The sequence below is a fragment of the Pararhizobium sp. A13 genome, from assembly GCF_040126305.1.
In the GTDB taxonomy this organism is placed as follows: domain Bacteria; phylum Pseudomonadota; class Alphaproteobacteria; order Rhizobiales; family Rhizobiaceae; genus Pararhizobium.
On record NZ_CP149510.1, the window covers coordinates 281,182 to 301,874 of the forward strand.

19 protein-coding genes and 1 tRNA gene are annotated in these 20,693 nt (G+C 60.3%); 11 read left to right on the forward strand and 9 right to left on the reverse strand.

Annotated elements, in window-relative coordinates:
* Window positions 1-3 precede the first annotated feature (3 nt).
* Complete coding sequence (locus WI754_RS01435) at window positions 4-171, reverse strand: hypothetical protein (RefSeq protein WP_349435829.1); 168 nt, start codon at window positions 169-171, stop codon at window positions 4-6.
* Entirely contained in the window at window positions 171-4,895 is a 4,725-nt protein-coding gene (gene gltB / locus WI754_RS01440; RefSeq protein WP_349435831.1) for a glutamate synthase large subunit, read from the reverse strand. The genes WI754_RS01435 and gltB overlap by 1 nt, the downstream gene beginning before the upstream one ends.
* A 563-nt stretch (window positions 4,896-5,458) precedes the next feature.
* Here gltB and WI754_RS01445 point away from each other — a divergent pair.
* Window positions 5,459-6,505: a low specificity L-threonine aldolase gene (locus WI754_RS01445; RefSeq protein ID WP_349435832.1), complete on the forward strand. Its 1,047-nt coding sequence runs from the start codon at window positions 5,459-5,461 to the stop codon at window positions 6,503-6,505.
* A 161-nt stretch (window positions 6,506-6,666) separates the two neighbouring features.
* On the opposite strand, the gene WI754_RS01450 is transcribed toward WI754_RS01445, so the two are convergent.
* The gene (locus WI754_RS01450) at window positions 6,667-7,470 is read right to left on the reverse strand and encodes an APH(3') family aminoglycoside O-phosphotransferase (protein ID WP_349435835.1); all 804 of its coding nucleotides are present in this window, start codon (window positions 7,468-7,470) and stop codon (window positions 6,667-6,669) included.
* Window positions 7,471-7,687: 217 nt separating this feature from the next.
* A complete protein-coding gene (locus WI754_RS01455) occupies window positions 7,688-8,179 on the reverse strand; it encodes an Hsp20 family protein (RefSeq protein WP_349435837.1) in 492 nt (163 codons plus the stop codon).
* Between the two features lie 483 nt (window positions 8,180-8,662).
* On the opposite strand from WI754_RS01455, the gene WI754_RS01460 reads away from it, so the two are divergent.
* Window positions 8,663-9,664, forward strand: a complete 1,002-nt coding sequence (locus WI754_RS01460) for an alpha/beta hydrolase (RefSeq protein WP_349435838.1) — start codon at window positions 8,663-8,665, stop codon at window positions 9,662-9,664.
* On the opposite strand, the gene hisN is transcribed toward WI754_RS01460, so the two are convergent.
* Together hisN and WI754_RS01470 are read right to left on the reverse strand one after the other, a co-directional pair.
* Window positions 9,653-10,426: a histidinol-phosphatase gene (gene hisN / locus WI754_RS01465; RefSeq protein WP_349435839.1), complete on the reverse strand. Its 774-nt coding sequence runs from the start codon at window positions 10,424-10,426 to the stop codon at window positions 9,653-9,655. The genes WI754_RS01460 and hisN overlap by 12 nt on opposite strands.
* 401 nt (window positions 10,427-10,827) lie before the next feature.
* Window positions 10,828-11,712, reverse strand: a complete 885-nt coding sequence (locus WI754_RS01470; RefSeq protein WP_349435841.1) for an N-formylglutamate amidohydrolase — start codon at window positions 11,710-11,712, stop codon at window positions 10,828-10,830.
* A gap of 194 nt (window positions 11,713-11,906) precedes the next feature.
* Here WI754_RS01470 and cpdR1 point away from each other — a divergent pair, with 194 nt between their 5' ends.
* From cpdR1 to ilvD, 7 genes are all read left to right on the forward strand, one after another.
* Window positions 11,907-12,269 carry a response regulator CpdR1 gene (gene cpdR1, locus WI754_RS01475; RefSeq protein ID WP_018327941.1) on the forward strand — a complete coding sequence of 121 codons (363 nt, stop codon included), beginning with the start codon at window positions 11,907-11,909 and terminating at the stop codon, window positions 12,267-12,269.
* 108 nt (window positions 12,270-12,377) lie between these two features.
* Window positions 12,378-12,452 (forward strand) — tRNA-Val (locus WI754_RS01480).
* An 869-nt stretch (window positions 12,453-13,321) separates the two neighbouring features.
* A complete protein-coding gene (locus tag WI754_RS01485) occupies window positions 13,322-13,591 on the forward strand; it encodes a hypothetical protein (protein ID WP_349437689.1) in 270 nt (89 codons plus the stop codon).
* Between the two features lie 17 nt (window positions 13,592-13,608).
* A complete protein-coding gene (locus tag WI754_RS01490; protein ID WP_349435843.1) occupies window positions 13,609-13,818 on the forward strand; it encodes a hypothetical protein in 210 nt (69 codons plus the stop codon).
* Window positions 13,819-14,123: 305 nt separating this feature from the next.
* Complete coding sequence (locus tag WI754_RS01495; protein ID WP_349435844.1) at window positions 14,124-14,312, forward strand: hypothetical protein; 189 nt, start codon at window positions 14,124-14,126, stop codon at window positions 14,310-14,312.
* A 319-nt stretch (window positions 14,313-14,631) separates the two neighbouring features.
* Window positions 14,632-14,820: a hypothetical protein gene (locus tag WI754_RS01500; protein WP_349435846.1), complete on the forward strand. Its 189-nt coding sequence runs from the start codon at window positions 14,632-14,634 to the stop codon at window positions 14,818-14,820.
* 833 nt (window positions 14,821-15,653) lie between these two features.
* Window positions 15,654-17,495 (forward strand): dihydroxy-acid dehydratase, encoded by a 1,842-nt coding sequence (ilvD, locus tag WI754_RS01505; protein WP_349435848.1) that lies wholly within the window; start codon window positions 15,654-15,656, stop codon window positions 17,493-17,495.
* Window positions 17,496-17,858: 363 nt separating this feature from the next.
* Here ilvD and WI754_RS01510 read toward each other — a convergent pair whose 3' ends face one another.
* Window positions 17,859-18,263 carry a GFA family protein gene (locus WI754_RS01510; protein WP_349435850.1) on the reverse strand — a complete coding sequence of 135 codons (405 nt, stop codon included), beginning with the start codon at window positions 18,261-18,263 and terminating at the stop codon, window positions 17,859-17,861.
* 84 nt (window positions 18,264-18,347) lie between these two features.
* Between WI754_RS01510 and WI754_RS01515 the strand changes: the two genes are divergently transcribed.
* Window positions 18,348-18,815, forward strand: coding sequence for a MarR family winged helix-turn-helix transcriptional regulator (locus WI754_RS01515; RefSeq protein WP_349435851.1), 468 nt, complete (start codon window positions 18,348-18,350; stop codon window positions 18,813-18,815).
* A gap of 137 nt (window positions 18,816-18,952) precedes the next feature.
* On the opposite strand, the gene WI754_RS01520 is transcribed toward WI754_RS01515, so the two are convergent.
* Both WI754_RS01520 and WI754_RS01525 read right to left on the reverse strand, forming a co-directional pair.
* The gene (locus WI754_RS01520; protein ID WP_349435852.1) at window positions 18,953-19,351 is read right to left on the reverse strand and encodes a VOC family protein; all 399 of its coding nucleotides are present in this window, start codon (window positions 19,349-19,351) and stop codon (window positions 18,953-18,955) included.
* A gap of 71 nt (window positions 19,352-19,422) precedes the next feature.
* Window positions 19,423-19,869 carry a MarR family winged helix-turn-helix transcriptional regulator gene (locus WI754_RS01525; protein ID WP_349435853.1) on the reverse strand — a complete coding sequence of 149 codons (447 nt, stop codon included), beginning with the start codon at window positions 19,867-19,869 and terminating at the stop codon, window positions 19,423-19,425.
* A gap of 74 nt (window positions 19,870-19,943) precedes the next feature.
* Here WI754_RS01525 and WI754_RS01530 point away from each other — a divergent pair, with 74 nt between their 5' ends.
* Window positions 19,944-20,672, forward strand: coding sequence for a thioredoxin family protein (locus WI754_RS01530; RefSeq protein ID WP_349437690.1), 729 nt, complete (start codon window positions 19,944-19,946; stop codon window positions 20,670-20,672).
* The last annotated feature ends 21 nt before the right edge of the window (window positions 20,673-20,693 follow it).

The following is a 20,693-nucleotide window of genomic DNA, read 5'->3' on the forward strand; positions in this document are numbered from 1 at the left end:
ATATCATAGAGGAGGCCACGCGGGACCCCAGTACCAGCAGGCGAAGCCGATCAGCGCCCCCAGCACGATGAATTCCATATTGATCTCGCCGTTCGCCATGAACGCGATCGCCGGAACAGCGACCGCGACACCCGCCGAAATCACCCGATGAATGGCAACGCCGTGCGGCATTACTCCGCCGCGATGCCCATCCGCATGCGCTCCATTTCCTCCAGCGCACGCCGGTATTCGACCGGCATGACCTTGCGGAATTTCGGCCGGAACTCGACCCAGTGGTCGAGGATTTCCTTGGCGCGCGGCGACCCGGTAAAATGCAAGTGGTTCGAGATCAGCTGGTAGAGCCGCTCGTCATCGTGGCGCGTCATGTCGCCGGAGATGTCTACCCTGCCCTTATGCATGAGATCGCCGCCGTGATGATGCAGCTTCTCCAGCATGTCGTCCTCTTCCGGAACCGGCTCGAGCTCGACCATCGCCATGTTGCAGCGCTTGGCGAAATCATCGCTTTCGTCCAGCACATAGGCGACGCCGCCCGACATGCCGGCCGCGAAGTTGCGGCCGGTCTCGCCGAGAACGACGACAACACCGCCGGTCATGTATTCGCAACCGTGGTCGCCCACGCCCTCGACGACCGCGATGGCACCGGAGTTGCGCACCGCGAAGCGTTCGCCGGCAACGCCGTTGAAGTAGCACTCGCCCGAGATGGCGCCGTAGAGCACCGTGTTGCCGACGATGATCGACTTGGCCGCGACGATCTTCGAGTTTTCCGGCGGGCGCACGACGATGCGGCCGCCCGAAAGACCCTTGCCTACATAGTCGTTGCCGTCGCCGATCAGCTCGAAGGTGATGCCGCGTGCCAGGAACGCGCCAAAGGACTGGCCGGCCGTGCCGCGCAGCTTCACGGAAATTGTGTCGTCCTTCAGACCCTTGTGACGATAGCGCTTGGCAACTTCACCCGACAGCATGGCACCGGCCGAACGGTCGACGTTCTTGATGTCGACCTCGATCGTAACCGGGGTCTTCGCTTCCAGCGCCGGCTGTGCCGCCGCAATCAGCTTGCGGTCGAGGATGTCGTGGATCGGGTGGTTCTGCTTCTCGGTCCAGTAGGTCTTTGCCTTCGGCGCATCGACCTTGTGGAAGATGCGGCTGAAATCGAGCCCGTTGGCCTTCCAGTGCGAGATCATCGCGTCCTTCTCGAGCAGTTCGGACAGGCCGATGATGTCGTCGAACCTGGCAAAGCCGAGCGAGGCGAGGATTTCGCGCACTTCTTCGGCCACGAAGAAGAAGTAGTTGACCACATGCTCCGGCGCACCCTTGAAGCGCTTGCGCAGGACCGGGTCCTGCGTCGCAACGCCCACCGGACAGGTGTTGAGGTGGCACTTGCGCATCATGATGCAGCCGGCGGCAATCAGCGGCGCTGTCGAGAAGCCGAACTCGTCGGCACCCAGCAGCGCGCCGATGATGACGTCTCGGCCGGTCTTCAGGCCGCCATCGACCTGCAGCGCGATGCGCGAGCGAAGCCCGTTCAGCACCAGCGTCTGATGCGTTTCTGCAAGGCCGATTTCCCAGGGAGAGCCGGCATGCTTCAGCGAGGTCAGCGGCGAGGCACCCGTGCCGCCGTCATAGCCGGAGATGGTGATGTGATCCGCACGTGCTTTCGCAACACCGGCCGCAACCGTGCCGACGCCGACTTCGGAGACGAGCTTCACGGAAACATCTGCTTCCGGGTTGACGTTCTTCAGGTCGTAGATCAGCTGCGCCAGATCCTCGATCGAGTAGATGTCATGGTGCGGCGGCGGCGAGATCAGGCCGACGCCCGGCGTCGAATGCCGGGTCTTGGCAACCGTCGCATCGACCTTGTGGCCGGGCAACTGGCCGCCCTCGCCGGGCTTGGCACCCTGCGCCACCTTAATCTGCAGCATATCGGCATTGACCAGGTATTCGGTCGTGACGCCGAAGCGGCCGGACGCCACCTGCTTGATGGCGGAGCGCTCGGGGTTCGGCGAACCGTCGTAGAGCGGAAAGTAGCGATCGCTCTCCTCGCCGCCTTCGCCGGTGTTGGACTTGCCGCCGATGCTGTTCATGGCGATCGCCAGCGTCGTGTGCGCCTCGCGGCTGATCGAGCCGAAGGACATCGCCCCGGTCGAGAAACGCTTGACGATGTTGACGGCCGGCTCGACCTCGCCGATCGCGATCGGCTTGCGGCCGAGCGCCTCCGCTTGCCTGATCGAGAACAGCCCGCGGATGGTGTTCATGCGCAGCGCCGCACCGTTCACCATCTCGGCGAATTCGCGGTAGCGGTCGACGGCATTGCCGCGGACGGCATGCTGCAGCGAGGCAACGGCGTCCGGCGACCAGGCATGGCCTTCGCCGCGCATGCGGTAGGCATATTCGCCACCGATATCGAGCGTGTTGGCAAGGATCGGGTCTGAACCGAAGGCCGCCTTGTGACGGTTGAAGGTTTCCGTGGCGATCTCGGCAAGGCCGATGCCCTCGATCTGCGTCGCCGTACCGAAGAAATAGCGATCGACGAGCTCCGACGAGAGGCCGACGGCGTCGAAGATCTGGCCGCCGCAATAGGACTGGTAGGTTGAGATGCCCATCTTGGACATGACCTTGAGAATGCCCTTCCCGACCGCCTTGATGTAGCGATAGACGACTTCACCGCCATCGACTTCCTTCGGAAACTCGCCGCGCTTGTGCATGTCGGTGAGCGTGTCGAAGGCGAGATAGGGGTTGATCGCTTCGGCGCCATAACCCGCCAGCAGGCAGAAATGATGCACTTCGCGCGGCTCGCCGGATTCGACGACGAGGCCGACAGAGGTGCGCAGCCCCTTGCGGATCAGGTGGTGGTGCACGGCTGCGGTCGCGAGAAGCGCCGGGATGGCAATGCGATCCGGGCCGATCTGCCGGTCGGACAGCACGATGATGTTGTAGCCGCCCTTGACGGCGGCTTCCGCCCGCTCGCAAAGCCGGTCGAGAATTTCCGGCATGCCTTCGGCGCCACGCGCGACGTCATAGGTGAAGTCGAGCGTCTTGGTGTCGAACCGGTCTTCCGTGTGGCCGATCGAGCGGATCTTTTCCAGATCACCATTGGTCAGGATCGGCTGGCGCACTTCCAGCCGCTTGGCATGCGACATGCCCGCATGATCGAGAATATTAGGGCGCGGACCGATGAACGAAACGAGGCTCATCACCAGTTCCTCGCGGATCGGATCGATCGGCGGGTTGGTGACCTGCGCGAAGTTCTGCTTGAAATAGGTGTAGAGCAGCTTCGTCTTGTCCGACATCGCCGAGATCGGCGTGTCGGTGCCCATCGAACCGATTGCCTCTTGGCCGGTCGTCGCCATCGGCGACATCAGGATCTTGGTGTCTTCCTGGCTGTAGCCAAACGCCTGCTGGCGATCGAGCAGCGACACGTCGCGGCGCAGCGCCCGCGGCTCGACTGGCTTCAGATCCTCGAGAATGAGCTGGGTGTTGTCCAGCCATTGGCGGTAGGGATGCTGGTTGGCAAGGTTCGACTTCACCTCCTCGTCGGAGATGATGCGGCCTTCCTCCATGTCGATCAGCAGCATCTTGCCCGGCTGCAGCCGCCACTTCTTGACGATGCTCTCTTCCTTCACCGGCAGGGTGCCGGCTTCGGACGCCAGGATGACGCGGTCGTCGTCGGTGACGAGATAACGGGCCGGACGCAGGCCGTTGCGGTCGAGCGTCGCGCCGATCTGCTTTCCGTCGGTGAAGCAGACGGCAGCCGGACCGTCCCACGGCTCCATCAGGGCAGCATGATATTCGTAGAAGGCCTTGCGCGCCGGCGCCATCAGCTGGTTACCGGCCCAGGCTTCCGGGATCAGCATCATGACGGCATGCGACAGCGGATAGCCGCCCTGCACCAGGAATTCGAGCGCGTTGTCGAAACAGGCCGTATCCGACTGGCCCTCGTAGGAGATCGGCCAGAGCTTGGAGATATCGTCGCCGAACAACGGTGACGATACCGAAGCCTGCCGCGCCGCCATCCAGTTGACGTTGGCGCGCAGCGTGTTGATCTCGCCGTTGTGAGCAACCATGCGGTAAGGATGCGCCAGCTTCCACGAGGGGAAGGTGTTGGTCGAGAACCGCTGGTGCACGAGTGCTACTGCCGATTCGAAGCGCGGGTCGGCCAAATCCTTGAAATAGGCAGCGACCTGATAGGCAAGGAACATACCCTTGTAGACAATGGTCTTCGACGACAGCGAAACCGGATAGAAACCGGTCTCGGCGCCGTGAAAGGCGTCGTAGATGCGGTTGGAGATCACCTTGCGCAGCGTGAACAGGCGGCGCTCGAACTCCGCGTTGGTCGCGGCATCGCGGCCGGCGCCGATGAATACCTGCAGGTGGTGCGGCTCCGTCGCGGCGATGTCAGGCGCCTTGGAGAGCGAGGAATTATCGACCGGCACCTCGCGGAAGCCGAGCAGGGTCTGACCTTCCTCGGCCACGACATCGGCGATCACCTGCTTGAAATGGGCAATCTGCGCCTCTTCCTGTGGCATGAAGAGATAGCCGACGGCATAATCGCCGGCCTTCGGCAGGGTCACGCCCTGCAGCGCCATTTCCTCACGGAAGAAACGGTCGGGAATCTGTACGAGAATGCCCGCGCCGTCGCCCATCAGCGGATCGGCACCGACGGCGCCGCGATGCGTCAGGTTTTCCAGGATGAACAGGCCATCCTTGACGATCTGGTGCGACTTCTCGCCTTTCATATGCGCGACGAAGCCGACGCCGCAGGCGTCATGCTCATTGCGCGGATCGTAAAGACCCTGCTTCTTTGGCAGGCCGGACGGGAATGCGGTGTTTTTCTCAACCGTCGCCGTGTGGCGCACGATGTTGAGTCCAGTTTCGGTGGATGGCGTAAAGTCCGTCATCGTCTTCCTCCTGTTAACCCGGCAGCGACCGGGTATTTCCGCAGTCCAGGCAGGCTTTCGCGAGCAAGAACCCCGCTCAGGCCGGCACCGGCATTATCGTTGCATGATCCTGATCCGGTCGCAAATGAAGCATTTACCGCATCAGGCAAAGTGCTCGCGACCATTGCGATTGCTGCGTCAGCCCGGACCTTGAGCGTCCTGCGCGGTTACAATCGTCGGCCGGCACCCGCTTTTGTGCAGGCCTTCCGGCGTCTTTCCGGTCTTGAGACCGAAATAGGACAGTCTTGCTGTCCTATTTCATAGGCTCTATGCCAGAAACCTCCCCGGACCGCAAGGGTACCAATATAAAATATTCTGGGAGATTTTACCGAACATTGCGGTTAATTTCGCATTTTTGTAATTTTCTTTCGTCAGCTCGTCATTTTCTTCGATTTGGTTTCAAACTGGTCTGACATTGTCCTTATCGCACCAGTTCCGCATTGCTTGCGGCTCCAGCATCTTTATGGTCGATGCCAACAATCCCGCCGGAGCTTTCCATCCCCGGAAACCACAGGACCACATTGATGATTTTCTCCTCGGACAATTGGGCGGGCGCCCATCCCGTGATTGCCGAAAGCCTGGTCAAGGCTGCCGGCGGCTTTGCCTCGGCCTACGGCGCCAGCGATCTCGATAGAAAGGTGGAGAAGAAACTTTCCGAAATATTCGAACGCGACGTTGCCGTCTTCTTCGTCGCCACCGGCACGGCCGCCAATTCGCTGGCTCTTGCCAGCGCCAACCGTCCCGGTGGCCATGTCTTCTGCCACCGCGAAGCGCATGTGAACGTCGATGAATGCGGTGCTCCGGAATTCTTTTCGCACGGCAGCCGGCTGGCGCCGGTCGATGGCGCGCTCGGCAAGATCGACCCGCTGAAGCTGGAAACAGAAATCAAGCGCTTCCCGCCGGGCTTCGTCCATGGCGGACAGCCAATGGCGATCACGATAACGCAGGCTACCGAAGCCGGTACGGCTTACGGCCTCGATGAAATCGACAGGATCGCAGCGATTGCCCGGAAATACCATCTGCCACTGCACATGGATGGCGCCCGCTTCGCCAACGCCCTCGTCAGCCTCGGCGCAACGCCGGCCGAGATGACCTGGAAGCGCGGCGTCGATCTTCTCTCCTTTGGTGGCACCAAGAACGGCTGCTGGTGTGCAGAGGCGTTGATCCTGTTCGATCCCGCAAAGGCCCAGCAGATGCACTACCTGCGCAAGCGCTCCGCCCAACTCTTTTCCAAGTCCCGCTTCATCGCCGCCCAGTTCGACGCCTATCTCGAAGGCGGCCTCTGGCTCGATCTCGCCCGGCACGCAAACCTCATGGCGAACTGGCTGGCCGAGGGCATCGAAGCATCGACCGGCGCACGGCTCGCCTGGCCGAGCGGTTCCAATGAACTCTTCATCATCCTGAGGAAGGAAACGGCGAAAAAGCTGGAGGAAAAGGGCGCCGTCTTCTACGACTGGCCCGTGCCCCACACGCTGGCGGGATCGGTCGCGGCCGACGAAGGCCTCTATCGTCTCGTCACCAGCTTCGCGACGACGAAAGAGGACGTGGAGCAATTTATCGCGGCTTGCTGAGCCCGGCCTGCGGGTAAAGAATTGCGCCGCCTGAAAGAGCAAACAGATACCGCGCCCTCCCGGGACGCCAATTGCTGACTGAAATGTGAAAATTTGTTTTGGTGCCCGCCGGAGAAATCGATGCCGGAACGCGGACTTTCAAAAAGAGAGATTCGCGACAATTAAAAGAATTCGTCCAAAAGCTGATAGTAGGACAGCTTGGCAGTATCCGGCTTGGAAACGCCGTACGAACCGAGAAAAGCCAGTCCCCATTTCTCCCCCAAATTGTATCGAACGCTCCAATACGCCAAAGCTATATCCTGATAGCGATCGGCGACTCCCAGACGGGCGCAATCAACAAACCCGCTGAACTGACCGTTGCGCGACATGAAGTTCGGTAGACATGCGTCTCCGTGCGTTACGACGAGGTCCGCGCCGTTCGGCATTTGCGCTTCCAGAAGCTTGAACAAATCTTCGGCGGAATTGCCCAGCCTCTCTTCATCGAAGTCGGACTCATCCACCAGCCCCGCCTCCATCCGCTCTTTTGCAAGCGCCAACCGATTAGCCAACCTATGATCGAAAGGGCAGCTGCCGATGTCGATCGAGTGCAACCTGCAAAGCGCGGCGGAAAGAGTTTCGATACACTCTTTGGGCGCGATCGATGCAGATGAGGATAGAGCTTGGCCGGGAATTGCAGTGGTCAACAGCCAGTTTTTGCCAGCGTAGATCTCCTGCGCGACGACGCTGGGGCATAGCATCCCGGCTCCAGCAAGCCATTGAAGCCGCCCTGCCTCATGGGGCAGTTCGGCGAACGGGCCAACCGGCTCGCATTTGAGAAAAAGACCGGGCTGGCTGTCAGAAACCAACCTGAACACGCCTGCCGACGAGCGGCCGACCTCATCTCGCTCCCACGTGTAGGGCGATATCCGGACGTGCCACTCAGGCGGTAGATCGGCGACATTCAGGGTGAGGGGCAATTCACTCATCGAAAACCCTTACTAGTGTCTCTCGTAGCGAATGCCGCGGCATCTGGGCCGCCTCCTCGCGAAAAGCGGAAAACCCGTTTCAATCTCTCTGCCATAAGAAAAACCGCCTGCAACGCGCGGTTACAAGCGGTTTCTGCGACAACGGGAGTTCCGTCCGCCAGTGGGTCAACGCCGCCGCTAGCGGACGCCGTTTCTTCATGTTGACCGATGCCGTGCCTTAGTTGGCGCTGCCTTCGATCTCAGCGGTTTCGACCTGGGTCGCTTCGATCTGCTTCGGCTGAGACTGCGCAACGGAGATACCGATCTTGCGCGGCTTGGCTGCTTCCGGAATCTGGCGCAGGAGATCGATGTGAAGCAGGCCGTGCTTCAGCGAAGCGGACTGGATCTCCACGTGATCGGCAAGCTGGAAGCGGCGCTCGAAGGCGCGCTTGGCGATGCCGCGATACAGGAACTGGTTTTCCGAGGTCTTTTCTTCGCTCTTCTCACCCTTGACGGTCAGCGTGTGCTCGCGCGCTTCGATCGAAAGTTCGGTTTCGTCGAAACCGGCGACGGCCATGGTGATCCGGTAGGTGTTTTCACCGGTCCGCTCGATATTGTAGGGCGGATAGGTCTGCGACTGGTCCGGCTGGCCGAGACTGTCAAGCATGGTAAAGAGACGGTCGAAGCCGACCGTGGAACGGTAGAGGGGGGAAAAATCAACGTGACGCATGGTGTCCTCTTGAGAGCAACTGTTAGCGATCATGGCTGTGTCATCCCGAAAGCGGCGATGGCAAAGCCGGTTAGACGGGCCCGTCTTCGGCGCCCGCTACGATGAGATGGGAATTGTTTTTCCCACCTTCAAGACCCCAAAAAGCATGTTCCGCGTCTCGGGAAAGCTGCCTTTTCTCGATAAACGCAGCATGAACGGCCGGTTCCGGTGGCGTTCAGCTTCCATGGGCTAGATTGCGGCTATCGGAAGACAAGGCAGGCAGTACGGTGAACGTCCCTTCTCCCGCATGCTGCCGGCCTTCAGCCGACCGACTGTTTCTGGCCGGGAACGGTAAATCAGTCCCCCACCGTTTCCGGTCCTTTTTCTTTGACGCCCGAAACAGGGGCGCCTATCCCTTGACGCGGTTGCTGCACCCTTCCTTAATCGGAATCGTATCAGTGTTATCACCGCGCCTTGCCTAGCCCCGCCGGATCGACCTTGCCCATGACGCCCACCCTTCATTCCACCCCGAACAATCCGATCCCCGGCAATCACACCGTCGGCTTTTTCGAGGGCGCCGGGGCCAAGAAAATCCGCTATGCGATTTTCAAATGCGATGCGCCGGTTGCCAAGGGTACCGTCGTGCTTCTGCAGGGCCGCAACGAGTCGATCGAGAAATATGCCGAGACCATCGGCGAATTGACCGCGCGAGGCCTCTGGGTCGCGACCTTCGACTGGCGCGGCCAGGCGGGCTCGGAACGCCTGCTGAAGAAGCCGCGCCGCGGCCATGTCCGCCGCTTCTGCGACTACGAGCGCGACCTCACCATTTTCCTCGACAAGATCGTGCTGCCCGACACACGCCTGCCCTTCTTCATGCTCGCCCATTCCATGGGCGCACTGATCGCGCTGTCGCAAGCGCCGCTGCTCGCCAGCCGCATCGATCGCCTGGCAATCCTGGCGCCCTTCGTTGCGCTTGGCGGCCAGAAGTTCGGACACGGCACGATCAGCCTTCTCGCCGCGGCCTTCAGCCTGTGTGGCCTCGGTTTCCTGCCTTTGATGCGCGACAAGGGCTCGTTGCCGTTTTCGGAAAACCTGCTGACATCGGATGCCTGGCGCTTCGCCCGTAACAAGGCACTGACCGACACGCATCCCGAACTGGCGTTGGGGCCGCCGACCGCCCGCTGGCTGCACGAGACCTTCAAGGCGATCAAGCGCATTACAAGCCGCGAGCACCTGACGCATATCCGCGTGCCGACAATCATGCTGGCGCCGACGCGGGACCTGCTGGTGCCGCATCTCGCCGTCGAGAACCTCGCCCGCAATTTCCGCGCCGGACACATGATTCCAATCGACGGCGCCCGCCACGAATTGCTGCATGAGGCCGATTACTACCGCGCCCAGGCCATGGCCGCGATCGAGGCCTTCATCCCCGGCAGCAGCGCCGATACGGCGATGACGGATGCAGACGAACCCCACGGCGAGAGCGTCGAGCACTCAGCCCTTTAGGATCGCCAGCGCCTGCGTGTGAAGTTCGGCGCTGCCGGCCGCGATGATTTCGCCGCCCATTTCCGCCGGCCCGCCGTTCCAGTCGGTGACGATGCCGCCGGCCTGTTCGATCAGCGGGATCAGCCCGCCGACATCATAGGGCTTCAGACCGCATTCGATGACAAGGTCGATATGGCCGGAGGCAAGCAGCGCGAAGGCGTAGCAATCACAGCCATAGCGGGCGAGTTGCACCTTGTTTTGAACGGCCTCGAAGCGGGTCTTGATGTCGCCGGTATAGAGATGCGGCGACGTGGTGAACAGGATTGCTTGGGCGAGATCGGCGCACGGGCGTGTGGCGATCTTCCTGTTCCCGTCCCGGCCGCGATAGAACGCGTCCTTTCCGTCCGCGAAATAGCGCTCCTCGGTAAAGGGCTGGTCCATCAGCCCCATCACCGCCTCGCCCTTGTGATAGAGGCCGATCAGCGTGCCCCAGACCGGCAGGCCGGAGATGAAGGCGCGGGTACCATCGATCGGGTCGATGACCCAGACATAATCCCGGTCAAGCCCGACACTGCCGAATTCCTCGCCGAGAATGCCGTGATCGGGAAAATGGCTTTCGATCAGGCTGCGGATCGCCGCTTCGGCGGCGCGGTCGCCTTCCGTCACCGGATCGAAACCGGCGGCTTCCTTGTTGGCAACGCTGATGCCGGTACGGAATCGCGGCAGGGTTTCCGCCTTGGCCGCGTCGGCGAGGCGGTCGAAAAATTCACGGTCCGGCAGCATGATGCCTCACGAAATTCGAGGGAAAGGGATGCATAACGTGCTTATTGCAGATTTTTTCAAAAAAGAAGTCTGCACCCGAAAAATAGGAAAAACACCGCGGAATCGCTCGCGAGAAAGCGACATGTCGCCAGAATTCGGGAGAACGTACATCAAAATGCCCAAAGCGCTTCGAAATCGAGCCATTTCGCCAATTTTCAGGCGATCCAGAAATGGCGCACCGCAGCAAAGGAAGCCCGATCTCGCTTGACAATTGTGCGCTGCAATAATAGCTTTTTCCTACAGTCACTTGTGGCTGTAAATACCCTCCTTGGGTGTTTCCTCCCTAGACTTAGCCGCGCCACAAGCGCGGTTTTTTTTGCCCGGATTTTGGGGCCAGATTCGGGGGATAAGGGCCTCCGGCGTTATTCGGCCGCGAGCGAAGAATTTCCAGCGTATTTTTCCACATGCGCCGCAAGGCCGCCAAGGAAGATGCCTATGGCCTGAGCCAGCATCGCAAAATCCTTCTTCTTCTGCAGCGTCGCCTCATCGACATAGAGACCGCGATTGATCTCGATCTGCAGGGCGTGCAGCCCGCGTGCGGGGCGGCCGTAGTGCTCGGTGATGAAGCCGCCGGCATAGGGCTTGTTGCGGGCGACGGAAAAGCCGAGATCCTCCAGCAGCGAGACAGCCGTGCGCGACAGGTCGGCCGCGGCGCTGGTGCCGTAGCGGTCGCCGATGATGAAATCCGGGCGCTGTCCGGTGCCCGCCAACCGGATATTGCCCGGCATTGAATGGCAGTCGATCAGCACTGCCAGCCCGAACTGGACATGGGTACGGGCGATCAGCCGCCGCAGGCAGGCATGATAGGGCTTGTAGATGGTTTCGATCCGGTCGAGCGCCTCGGCGACCGGAAAGCGGCCATGGTAGATCTCCATGTTTTCCGCCACCAGCCGCGGCACCGTGCCGAGACCGCCGGCCACCCGCATCGAACTGATATTGGCATGCGGCGGCAGGGCGCCGTCGAACATGCGCGGGTCGAGTTCGTAAGGCTCGCGGTTGACGTCGAGAAAGGCGCGCGGAAAATGCGCCAGAAGCAGCGGCGCGCCGAGACCGGTCACCGAGTGGAACAACTCATCGACGAAATGATCTTCCGAGCGGCGGATCGACAGGCCGTCCAGACGCGACTGTTCAAGAAAGGACTGGGTATAAATGCGGCCGCTATGGGGGGAATTGAACACAAAGGGAATGCGCTGCATGTCCGGCTCGCGAACTTCGAACTGTTCGGTTTCGCTGACGTTCTGCGCCATCGCGGCCCTTTTTTACCATGTCACAATCTTGCTGCTTCGTGTATGTTGCCAGCAGGCAGCATTCATGTCCATAGTCGTTTCCTGCCAGTGAACGGAGGTTGACCTCATGTCTTCACCGGATATTTACTCGCATGCGGTTTCATGAAGTTACCGCTATTCCCGACATCGACACGTAAGGTGCAACGGCTTTATCCATGAGTCCAAAAATTCTCCTCGCCGAAGACGATAACGACATGCGCCGCTTCCTGGTGAAAGCCCTGGAAAAGGCCGGCTACAAGGTGTTGTCCTTCGACAATGGCGCAAGCGCCTACGACCGACTGCGCGAAGAACCGTTCTCGCTCCTTCTGACCGACATCGTCATGCCCGAAATGGACGGCATCGAGCTTGCCCGCCGGGCGACCGAACTCGATCCGGATCTGAAAGTGATGTTCATCACCGGCTTCGCCGCCGTCGCACTGAACCCCGATTCGAAGGCTCCGAAGGACGCGAAGGTGCTGTCCAAACCGTTCCACCTGCGCGATCTTGTCGATGAAGTGAACAAGATGTTGGCGGCTTGAGGCCCGGTTTGCAAGGCGTCCAACGGGTCGCGAAACTTCCTGTCAAAAAGCCGATAAAAGCCTATTGACGCCACAAGAGGTTTTGTGATCTATGCGCCGACATCGGATGGGCGTGTAGCTCAGCGGGAGAGCACTACGTTGACATCGTAGGGGTCACAGGTTCAATCCCTGTCACGCCCACCATCCAGTTTCTAGATGTATCAAGGGCTTAGCGAGAGATCGCTGAGCCCTTCGCACATTTCCCGGTGGGTTCGATGAACCAATCTTCGCATTTATCGTTACGATCGCGGTGATCGTCGGGTTCTCTCACGCTTGCCCACCGTTCACCTAGCGACGCTTCAAGATACCTGCCTGCCTTTGTAATGCCCCGTGTCTTTGTGGTCGCGGCCTTGGTACGCTTTGTTTCTCGCTTGACTGCTGCGCGCATCAAACTCTTGCCGGCACTGACCATGGGAAACTCGCAGGGAGTAGCCATTTATCGGGCTTTGGCGGAAACAGAGAACCCGCCACCAAAAAGGTGACGGGATGCTAAATAGCCTCGCAGATACAGAGCAACTCAAAATCTACTTACAAGCCAATAATGCTTTCGCTGTAAAAGCCGAGCCGGTTTAGAGTATGGCAACGGCGAAATAGAATTAGACTATGCTAATAAAATAATCGATCGCCAAATTTGGGAGTGCTTATGTCAATTCAGGGGTGATGGCATTCTGTGGCTGAATACAAATTTAATGTTTGCTAATCCAATTGGGAGCGCGCACTGTGGTGTTGTCGATAGCCAACAAAACGGGCGCTGTCGCCTAAGGGTTCATTACCCTGCCCCAATCGATAAGGAGGACGCTTGATGTCTTCCATTCTCAAAATCCACTCTCTGGGAAATCTGGGCAGTTTCGTTCGCCGGTTTCGATATGTCGACTTCCTGATCAGATCGAGTCCGGCACTGAGCCTGGCCTTTTTAGCCTACATCACGTTTGGGGACTACCTTTGGTAGATCAACGAACGGCGGCTATTGACGCGACCGCTTTGAAACCCACGCAAGGGAAACGATGACGATCATGCTGACGCGGACGACACACCGAACCATTCATTTCAACGCACCGGCATCGCTGGACGGTCTCGATCTTCCACTGGCACCCGGCGACTATCAGGTGAATGAAGACGAAGAATTGATTGAGGGTCTCTCCTGGCTCGCCTATCGCCGCGTCGCTACTTTCATCACCGTACCGGCGACGCCGGAAAATGGCCACGTTTCCCGCATGCTTCCGATCGATGCCGAGGCGCTCGAAGAAATGCTCCGGCGTGATGGCATTGGCGATGGACGATAGCAGATAGGCAGGTGCGCATGGCCCATCACAAATTTGCAATCGGCGCAGAGGTTCGGCTGATAAGCCGAACTGGGCTCTCCCCGGCCGCGGCCGAGACGTATCGGGTCATAACTCTTCTCCCGATAATGGATCTTTCTCCCCAGTATCGCCTTCGCAACGACGAACTGGGGCAAGAGCGGGTATCCAAGGAGGACAATTTGAGCGCCGTCGCGGAAAGCCGTCTTTAGACGATTATCGGGCCATTTACGAATACACCGCCACTTTCGCGGCAGGCCCACCATCCGGTTCCTTCGCTCAATGTTTCTGGCTCCTTCGGGAGCCTTTTACATATTTGCCGGTAGTGCCTTATCAGGCATGTTCAACGCGCCTGCCGTATCGCCCTGAATGATATCGACAAGAACTGCTCCCATCTGGGACACGATTTATCCTTTGCTAAGGACATCATCGTTTCAGGCATTCTTGACTCTTCTCATCAATATTGGGCGATCTATAGTCTCTACTAGCCGCATGATGCGGCCGAATGGAGAGCATGATGCCCAAAACCGTGGCCAAGAAATTAGCCGCTGATCCAAGCGTCGGGACCGAAGAATTGGAGGCGGCAGTAGATTATATGAGAGAAAAGCTTATTGAAGCCGCCCACAGGAACGCCCCGGCGCCTTTTCTTACTTATCGCAACAAAATGATATTTGAGACGACGTTGAAAATTCGGCAGAGCAGATAATCTGCCGTTCTTAGCACAAGCAAAAAGAGACTCCAGGATGATGGATATGGTCTGCGCCTAGTCCCGCACGCCAGATCGTCACGCGTTCAGCCCTGCGCAGGCCGCCGTTCGATTGTGGGCCCCACAGCCGAGCGGCGGTCTCGCGTGATGATCACGTCATCGGGTCAAGCCCGCCGGATAGCCGGCTGGCGGCTCCAACTGCGCCGTCGGCACGTCGCCGGTTGACTTTGCCGTTTCCCACCCGGATCATGTTACGGAGTTTGCCAGCCCCGTTGAGCACCACCCCCGATTGAGGCTGCGCCTGCCAGGACATCTCCCGATGAACGAACCCCGCTACGGCCTGCGCCAGGAGAAGAACGGCACCTGGACCGTCCTGGATGTCATTACCAGCCTGCCTGCGGCATCGGATGGGCGGGATCTGACCGGCCTCGACCGCGACGATGCCAAGGATATCGCCGATGCGCTGAACCGGGACTATCTCGCCGGCCGCGAAAGTCCGCTGGTTTGAGGGTTCCGTCCCGCCTTTTGGCAGTTCATCGCCTTTTCGCCTGGGACGGGGGCACGCGGGACGAAGCCGCCCTTGCCTTCACGCGTTCGCGCGGAGACCGGTCGCGTGCTCTCTGCCTCAATGGAGGCGCGTTCGCGCCTGCCACATCGTCAAGCAGCCAACTGCCGCTGCCGAGAAGGAACAGGAAAAGCACATAGGTCGCGTTCCAGAAGTGAACCGTCTCCATCCGACAAGAAAATACCCCGTCATCACGATCAGGTAAGCGGTCCTGTAGCGCACGCGTTGCTCGTCAGTTTCCTTTCTGAACGCGATGCATGTGAACAGGGTCAGGAAACCGCCGGTCAAGGCAGCCGCCGCCGGGATGCCAAACAACAACGTCATCGGCACGAAGCATCCCCCTGGCATTAAAAAAGGCCCCTCCACGTTGCCGTAGAGGGGACTTGAAAATGCCTAGGTGATGAAATCGCCGGCCTGCAAAGTGTCCAGCGCCGGCAGTAGAGAATGAAACGCCTGACCGCGCATCCCCCAAATGGGGTAGACGGACGCTGTTTTTCTTCAAAATCAAAAGGTTGAGAGAACGGGCCTGGCCGACAGGCCCGGCGAAGCCGACAAAGCGGCGCGAAACCGCTAGTCCCTGCCGCCGTCTGCAGCAGTACCCCGCTCGTCTCCCGCGCGGCGAGGGCGCAAACCCGCGCCACCGCGTCGAAAAAACACGAAATATTGTTACGAAAATCGTGACGCGGGCGCAGTTTTGCGATAGGAACCGCTGCAATTGCGAGCCCTGCTCCCCACATCCGCCGTTACCCCAGGCTTAACGTTCAAGGAAGACGTCCATGCCCGCCTATCGCTCCCGCACCACCACCCACGGCCGCAACATGGCCGGCGCTCGCGGCCTGTGGCGCGCAACGGGCATGAAGGACAGCGATTTCGGCAAGCCGATCATCGCCGTGGTGAACTCGTTCACGCAGTTCGTGCCGGGCCACGTTCACCTCAAGGATCTCGGCCAGCTGGTTGCGCGCGAGATCGAGGCGAATGGCGGCGTCGCCAAGGAATTCAACACGATTGCCGTCGATGACGGCATCGCCATGGGCCATGACGGCATGCTCTATTCGCTGCCGTCGCGCGAACTGATCGCCGATAGCGTCGAATATATGGTCAACGCCCACTGCGCCGACGCCATGGTCTGCATCTCCAACTGCGACAAGATCACGCCCGGCATGCTGATGGCGTCGCTGCGTCTCAACATTCCGGTCATCTTCGTCTCCGGCGGCCCGATGGAGGCCGGCAAGGTCGTGCTCTCCGACGGCAAGATCCATGCGCTCGACCTGGTCGACGCCATGGTTGCCGCCGCCGACGACAAGGTCTCGGACGAGGACGTCAAAATCATCGAGCGCTCCGCCTGCCCGACCTGCGGCTCCTGCTCGGGCATGTTCACCGCCAATTCGATGAACTGTCTGACCGAGGCGCTCGGCCTGTCGCTGCCGGGCAACGGCTCGACGCTCGCCACCCATTCCGACCGCGAAAAGCTGTTCCTGCGCGCCGGCAGGGAGATCGTCTCGCTCGCCAAACGCTATTACGAAGCAGAAGACGTCACCGCCCTGCCCCGCACGATCGCGAGCAAAGGCGCATTCGAAAACGCCATGGCGCTCGATATCGCCATGGGCGGCTCGACCAACACCGTCCTGCATATCTTGGCCGCCGCCCACGAAGGTGAAGTCGATTTCACCATGGACGACATCGACCGGCTGTCGCGCAAGGTGCCGTGCCTCTCCAAGGTGGCACCGGCCAAGGCCGACGTGCACATGGAAGACGTGCACCGCGCCGGCGGCATCATGGCGATCCTCGGCGAACTCGATCGGGCGGGCCTGTTGAACAGGGACCTGCCGACGGTTCATTCGAAGACGCTCGCCGACGCGCTGGCCACCTGGGATATCGCCGTCACCGATAACCCGGCAGCGCTCGAGCTGTTCAGCGCCGCCCCCGGCGGCGTACCGACGCAGGTCGCCTTCAGCCAGAGCGCCCGCTGGAAGGAGCTCGATCTCGACCGCGAAAAGGGCGTCATCCGCGACGCCCAGCATCCCTTCTCTAAGGACGGCGGTCTTGCTGTCCTCAAGGGCAACATCGCGCTCAACGGCTGCATCGTGAAGACCGCCGGTGTCGATGAATCGATCCTGAAATTCTCAGGCCCCGCCCGCGTCTTCGAAAGCCAGGACGCTTCGGTCAAGGCGATCCTTGCCAACGAGGTCAAGGCCGGCGACGTCGTCGTCATCCGCTACGAAGGCCCGAAGGGCGGACCGGGCATGCAGGAAATGCTTTATCCGACCAGCTACCTGAAGTCGAAAGGCCTCGGAAAGGCCTGCGCGCTGATCACCGACGGCCGTTTCTCCGGCGGCACCTCGGGTCTCTCCATCGGCCACGTTTCGCCGGAAGCCGCCAATGGCGGCCTGATCGGCATTGTCCGCGAAGGCGACATGATCGACATCGACATCCCCAACCGGACGATCTCGCTACGCGTCGACGAGGCCGAAATCGCCGCCCGCCGCACTGAGCAGGACGCCAAGGGCTGGAAGCCGGTCGAGCAGCGCAAGCGCAAGGTGACGACCGCGCTGAAAGCCTATGCCGCCTTCGCCACGTCCGCCGATCGCGGCGCTGTCCGCGACCTCGGCGATCTCTAAAGAGGTTGAACGCCGTCCCCCCCGGAAAGGCGCAACTTGACGATCGATCCCCGGAGCGGCCTGTTGACAGAACAACACTCAACCGTTCTCGGGGACGAATATGACGACGCGCTCCGTGGCGCAGTGCTGATGGTTCTGCTTGAGATGGGGTGGATCTGACGGACAAGTCCTGTTCCGTCGCCGGCTCGCAAATGCTCGAGGTCATCGACTTCCAGCTGGACGGCGCGCTCCTCCGGATAGACGCCGAGACCTATATGGGCCTGTCGATCACCGGCCCGCGCTCCACGGTCGCCGAGATCGAACCGCGGCTCTGGAACGGCGGGCGGTCAACGCCGGCGCTCCTTGAGCCCTCGCGCAAGCTCGCTACATATGTCGCGTTTCCGCTGGTTCATTCCACCAGTTGTTGTGCAGGCCGTCCATATACTGGACCGGCAAGGATGCCAGCACAGCGGGGTCCATATCGTCCAGGCAAGCGATATTGACGGAAACGAAGGCGCCGCCGATCTCCTCGACATAACCGTGGCCATAGGGCGCGACGCCGCAAACGAGGCAGAACCGATGATGGCCGCTCATCGTCCCGAACTGGTAGTCACCGATGCCTGCCTCCTCGCACAACAGGCGGAAGTCCTCCGGCTTCACGTTCGCACCCCAGTACCGCCGCTTGGAGCAGATGGAGCAATTGCACCGGCTCGTACCCGCCTCAAGATCGATATCAGCTTCAAATCGAATGCGGCCGCAATGGCAGCTTCCCTTGTAGGTCATTTTCATCCCGGCTCTCCCTTGCCTGACGCGTCGTAATATGACAACATATTGTCATATCCGCATCCTACAGAATGACAATATGTTGTCAATATGAAAAAACCAGACCGTACCGCTGCCGGCGATGCCTTCGCCGCCTTCTCGATCTTAGTTATCCGGCTTGCCGCACATCTCAGTGCCGAAGGCGATGCGCTCGCAAAACCGAGCGGCCAGACCAGCGCCCGCTGGCAGGTGCTGGCGGCGGCCAGCCATGCCAATATGTCCGTCGCCGACATCGGCCGCATTCTCGGCCTGGCGCGTCAGGGTGTCCAGCGGATCGCCGATATCCTGGAGGCCGAGGGGCTGGTGCGCTACGAGGAAAATCCGGCACACCAGCGCGCCAAGCTGCTGCTGTTGACGCCCGAAGGAGAGGCAACGCTGCGCGACATCCAGATGAGGCAGGCCGCCTGGGCGGATGCGCTCGGCGCCGAATTCGGAGCAGATGATCTGCGTATCACGACCGAAGTCCTTGCCCGGGTGCTGGACGGCCTCGCCCGTCCGAAGGCGAAAACACGTCGCTGAGCGTCCGGCTACCCCGCACGGAAACCAGCGGATGCGCCAGTGGATGCTCGCAACGAGGCCGGGGCACCTGCCACCAAAGCGAAAAGGCGCCAGCCAAACCCAGCGCCCTCTCCACGCAACGGCAGGACCTCCCTGCTTCAATTCGCCTGCTGCGGCTCCATATACGCGAGCTCCCAGACATGACCGTCCGGGTCCTGGAAGCTGCAGCCATACATGAAGCCGTAGTCCATCACCGGCCGCCATTCCTTGCCACCCAGCGAAAGCGCCTTGGCCAGCGTTTCGTCCACCTCCTGGCGGCTCCCGGCCGACAGCGCCGTCAGCACTTCCGTGGCCTTGCTGGTGTCGCTGATTTCATCGATGATGAATTCCTTGAAGCGTGCCTCATGCATCAGCATGACGAAGATATTTTCCTCGACGATCATGCACAGCGTATCGTCGCTCGAATATTCCGGATTGAAACTGAAACCGAGCCCACTGAAAAATGCTTTCGAACGCGAAACGTCCTTGACCGGTAGGTTCACAAAAATCATCCGCATTCGCTCTCTCCTCTTGTTATGGGCCTATTTGTTGGGGATCGTCCGCCTCCTCCGGCGGAAAGAAAAAGCGCTCACGCGAGCGCCAGAAGGTCGGTGCGCAACCGGTCCGGGGCGCCGTCGCCCAACGTTTTGTCGACTTCGGCATGCGTTTTCGTCCAGATCGGCATCGCCCTTGCGAGCAGGGCGTGTCCCGCAGGCGTCAGCTTCATGCGCCGCAGGCGGCGATCCTTGCTGTCGGTCATGGTTTCCAAGAGCCCCCGCTTCTCCAGCGGTTTCAGTGCCGCCGTCAGCGTCGTCCGGTCCATGGCGAGCAGATGGGCGACGGGGCCCATGCCCGGCGGCTCCGGCCGGTTGAGCGACATCAGCAGCGAAAACTGCCCGTTGGTCAGGTCGAGGGGCCGCAGCGCCTCGTCGAATTTCCGCGCCAACGCCCGCGCCGCTCTTTGCACATGAAGGCACAGGCATGTGTCGCGCACATGAAGGGTGGTCTCGAAAGGAATCACGACAGGCTTTGACATGGCGTAATAATGTTGATATCAACGTATTTAGTCAAGCGGAATGAAACACGATCTCTGAGGAGGAATGAACGATGTTGACGAATCCGGTTGTATCCCGCGAAGAATGGCTCGAAGCCCGCAAGGCGCTGCTCGCCACCGAAAAGGAAGAAACGCGGCTACGCGACAAGATCCGTGCCGAACGGCAGAAGCTGCCCTGGGTCAAGGTCGACAAGACCTACACGTTCGATACTCCGTCGGGCAAAAAGACATTGGCCGACCTGTTCGATGGCCGCAGCCAGCTGATGATCTACCATTTCATGTTCGGCCCCGACTGGGAGGCCGGCTGCCCCGGCTGCTCTTTCCTTTCCGACCACATCGACGGCACGCTTGCCCATCTCAACAATCATGACGTGACCTATGTCACTGTTTCCCGCGCGCCGCTTGCCAAGATCGAGGCCTACAAGAAACGCATGGGCTGGAAATTCCCCTGGATCTCGTCCTTCGGCAGCGATTTCAACTTCGATTACCACGTCTCCTTCACCAAGGAAGAGCTGGAGAGCGGCAAGGTCTTTTACAACTTCCGCGAAATATCCGGTGACCAGGCCAATGACGAACTGCCGGGCATGAGCGCCTTCATCCGCGACGAAGCCGGCAATGTCTATCACACCTATTCCGACTACGCCCGCGGCGGCGAGGAGATCCTGACGACGCTGATGATCCTCGACCGGGCGCCAAAAGGCCGCAATGAGACGTCGACATTGAGCTTCGTGAAACGCCACGACGAATATGAGGACACGTCTCAGGCACAGTCCTGCTGCGCCTGACCGATAATATCGCACCGACAA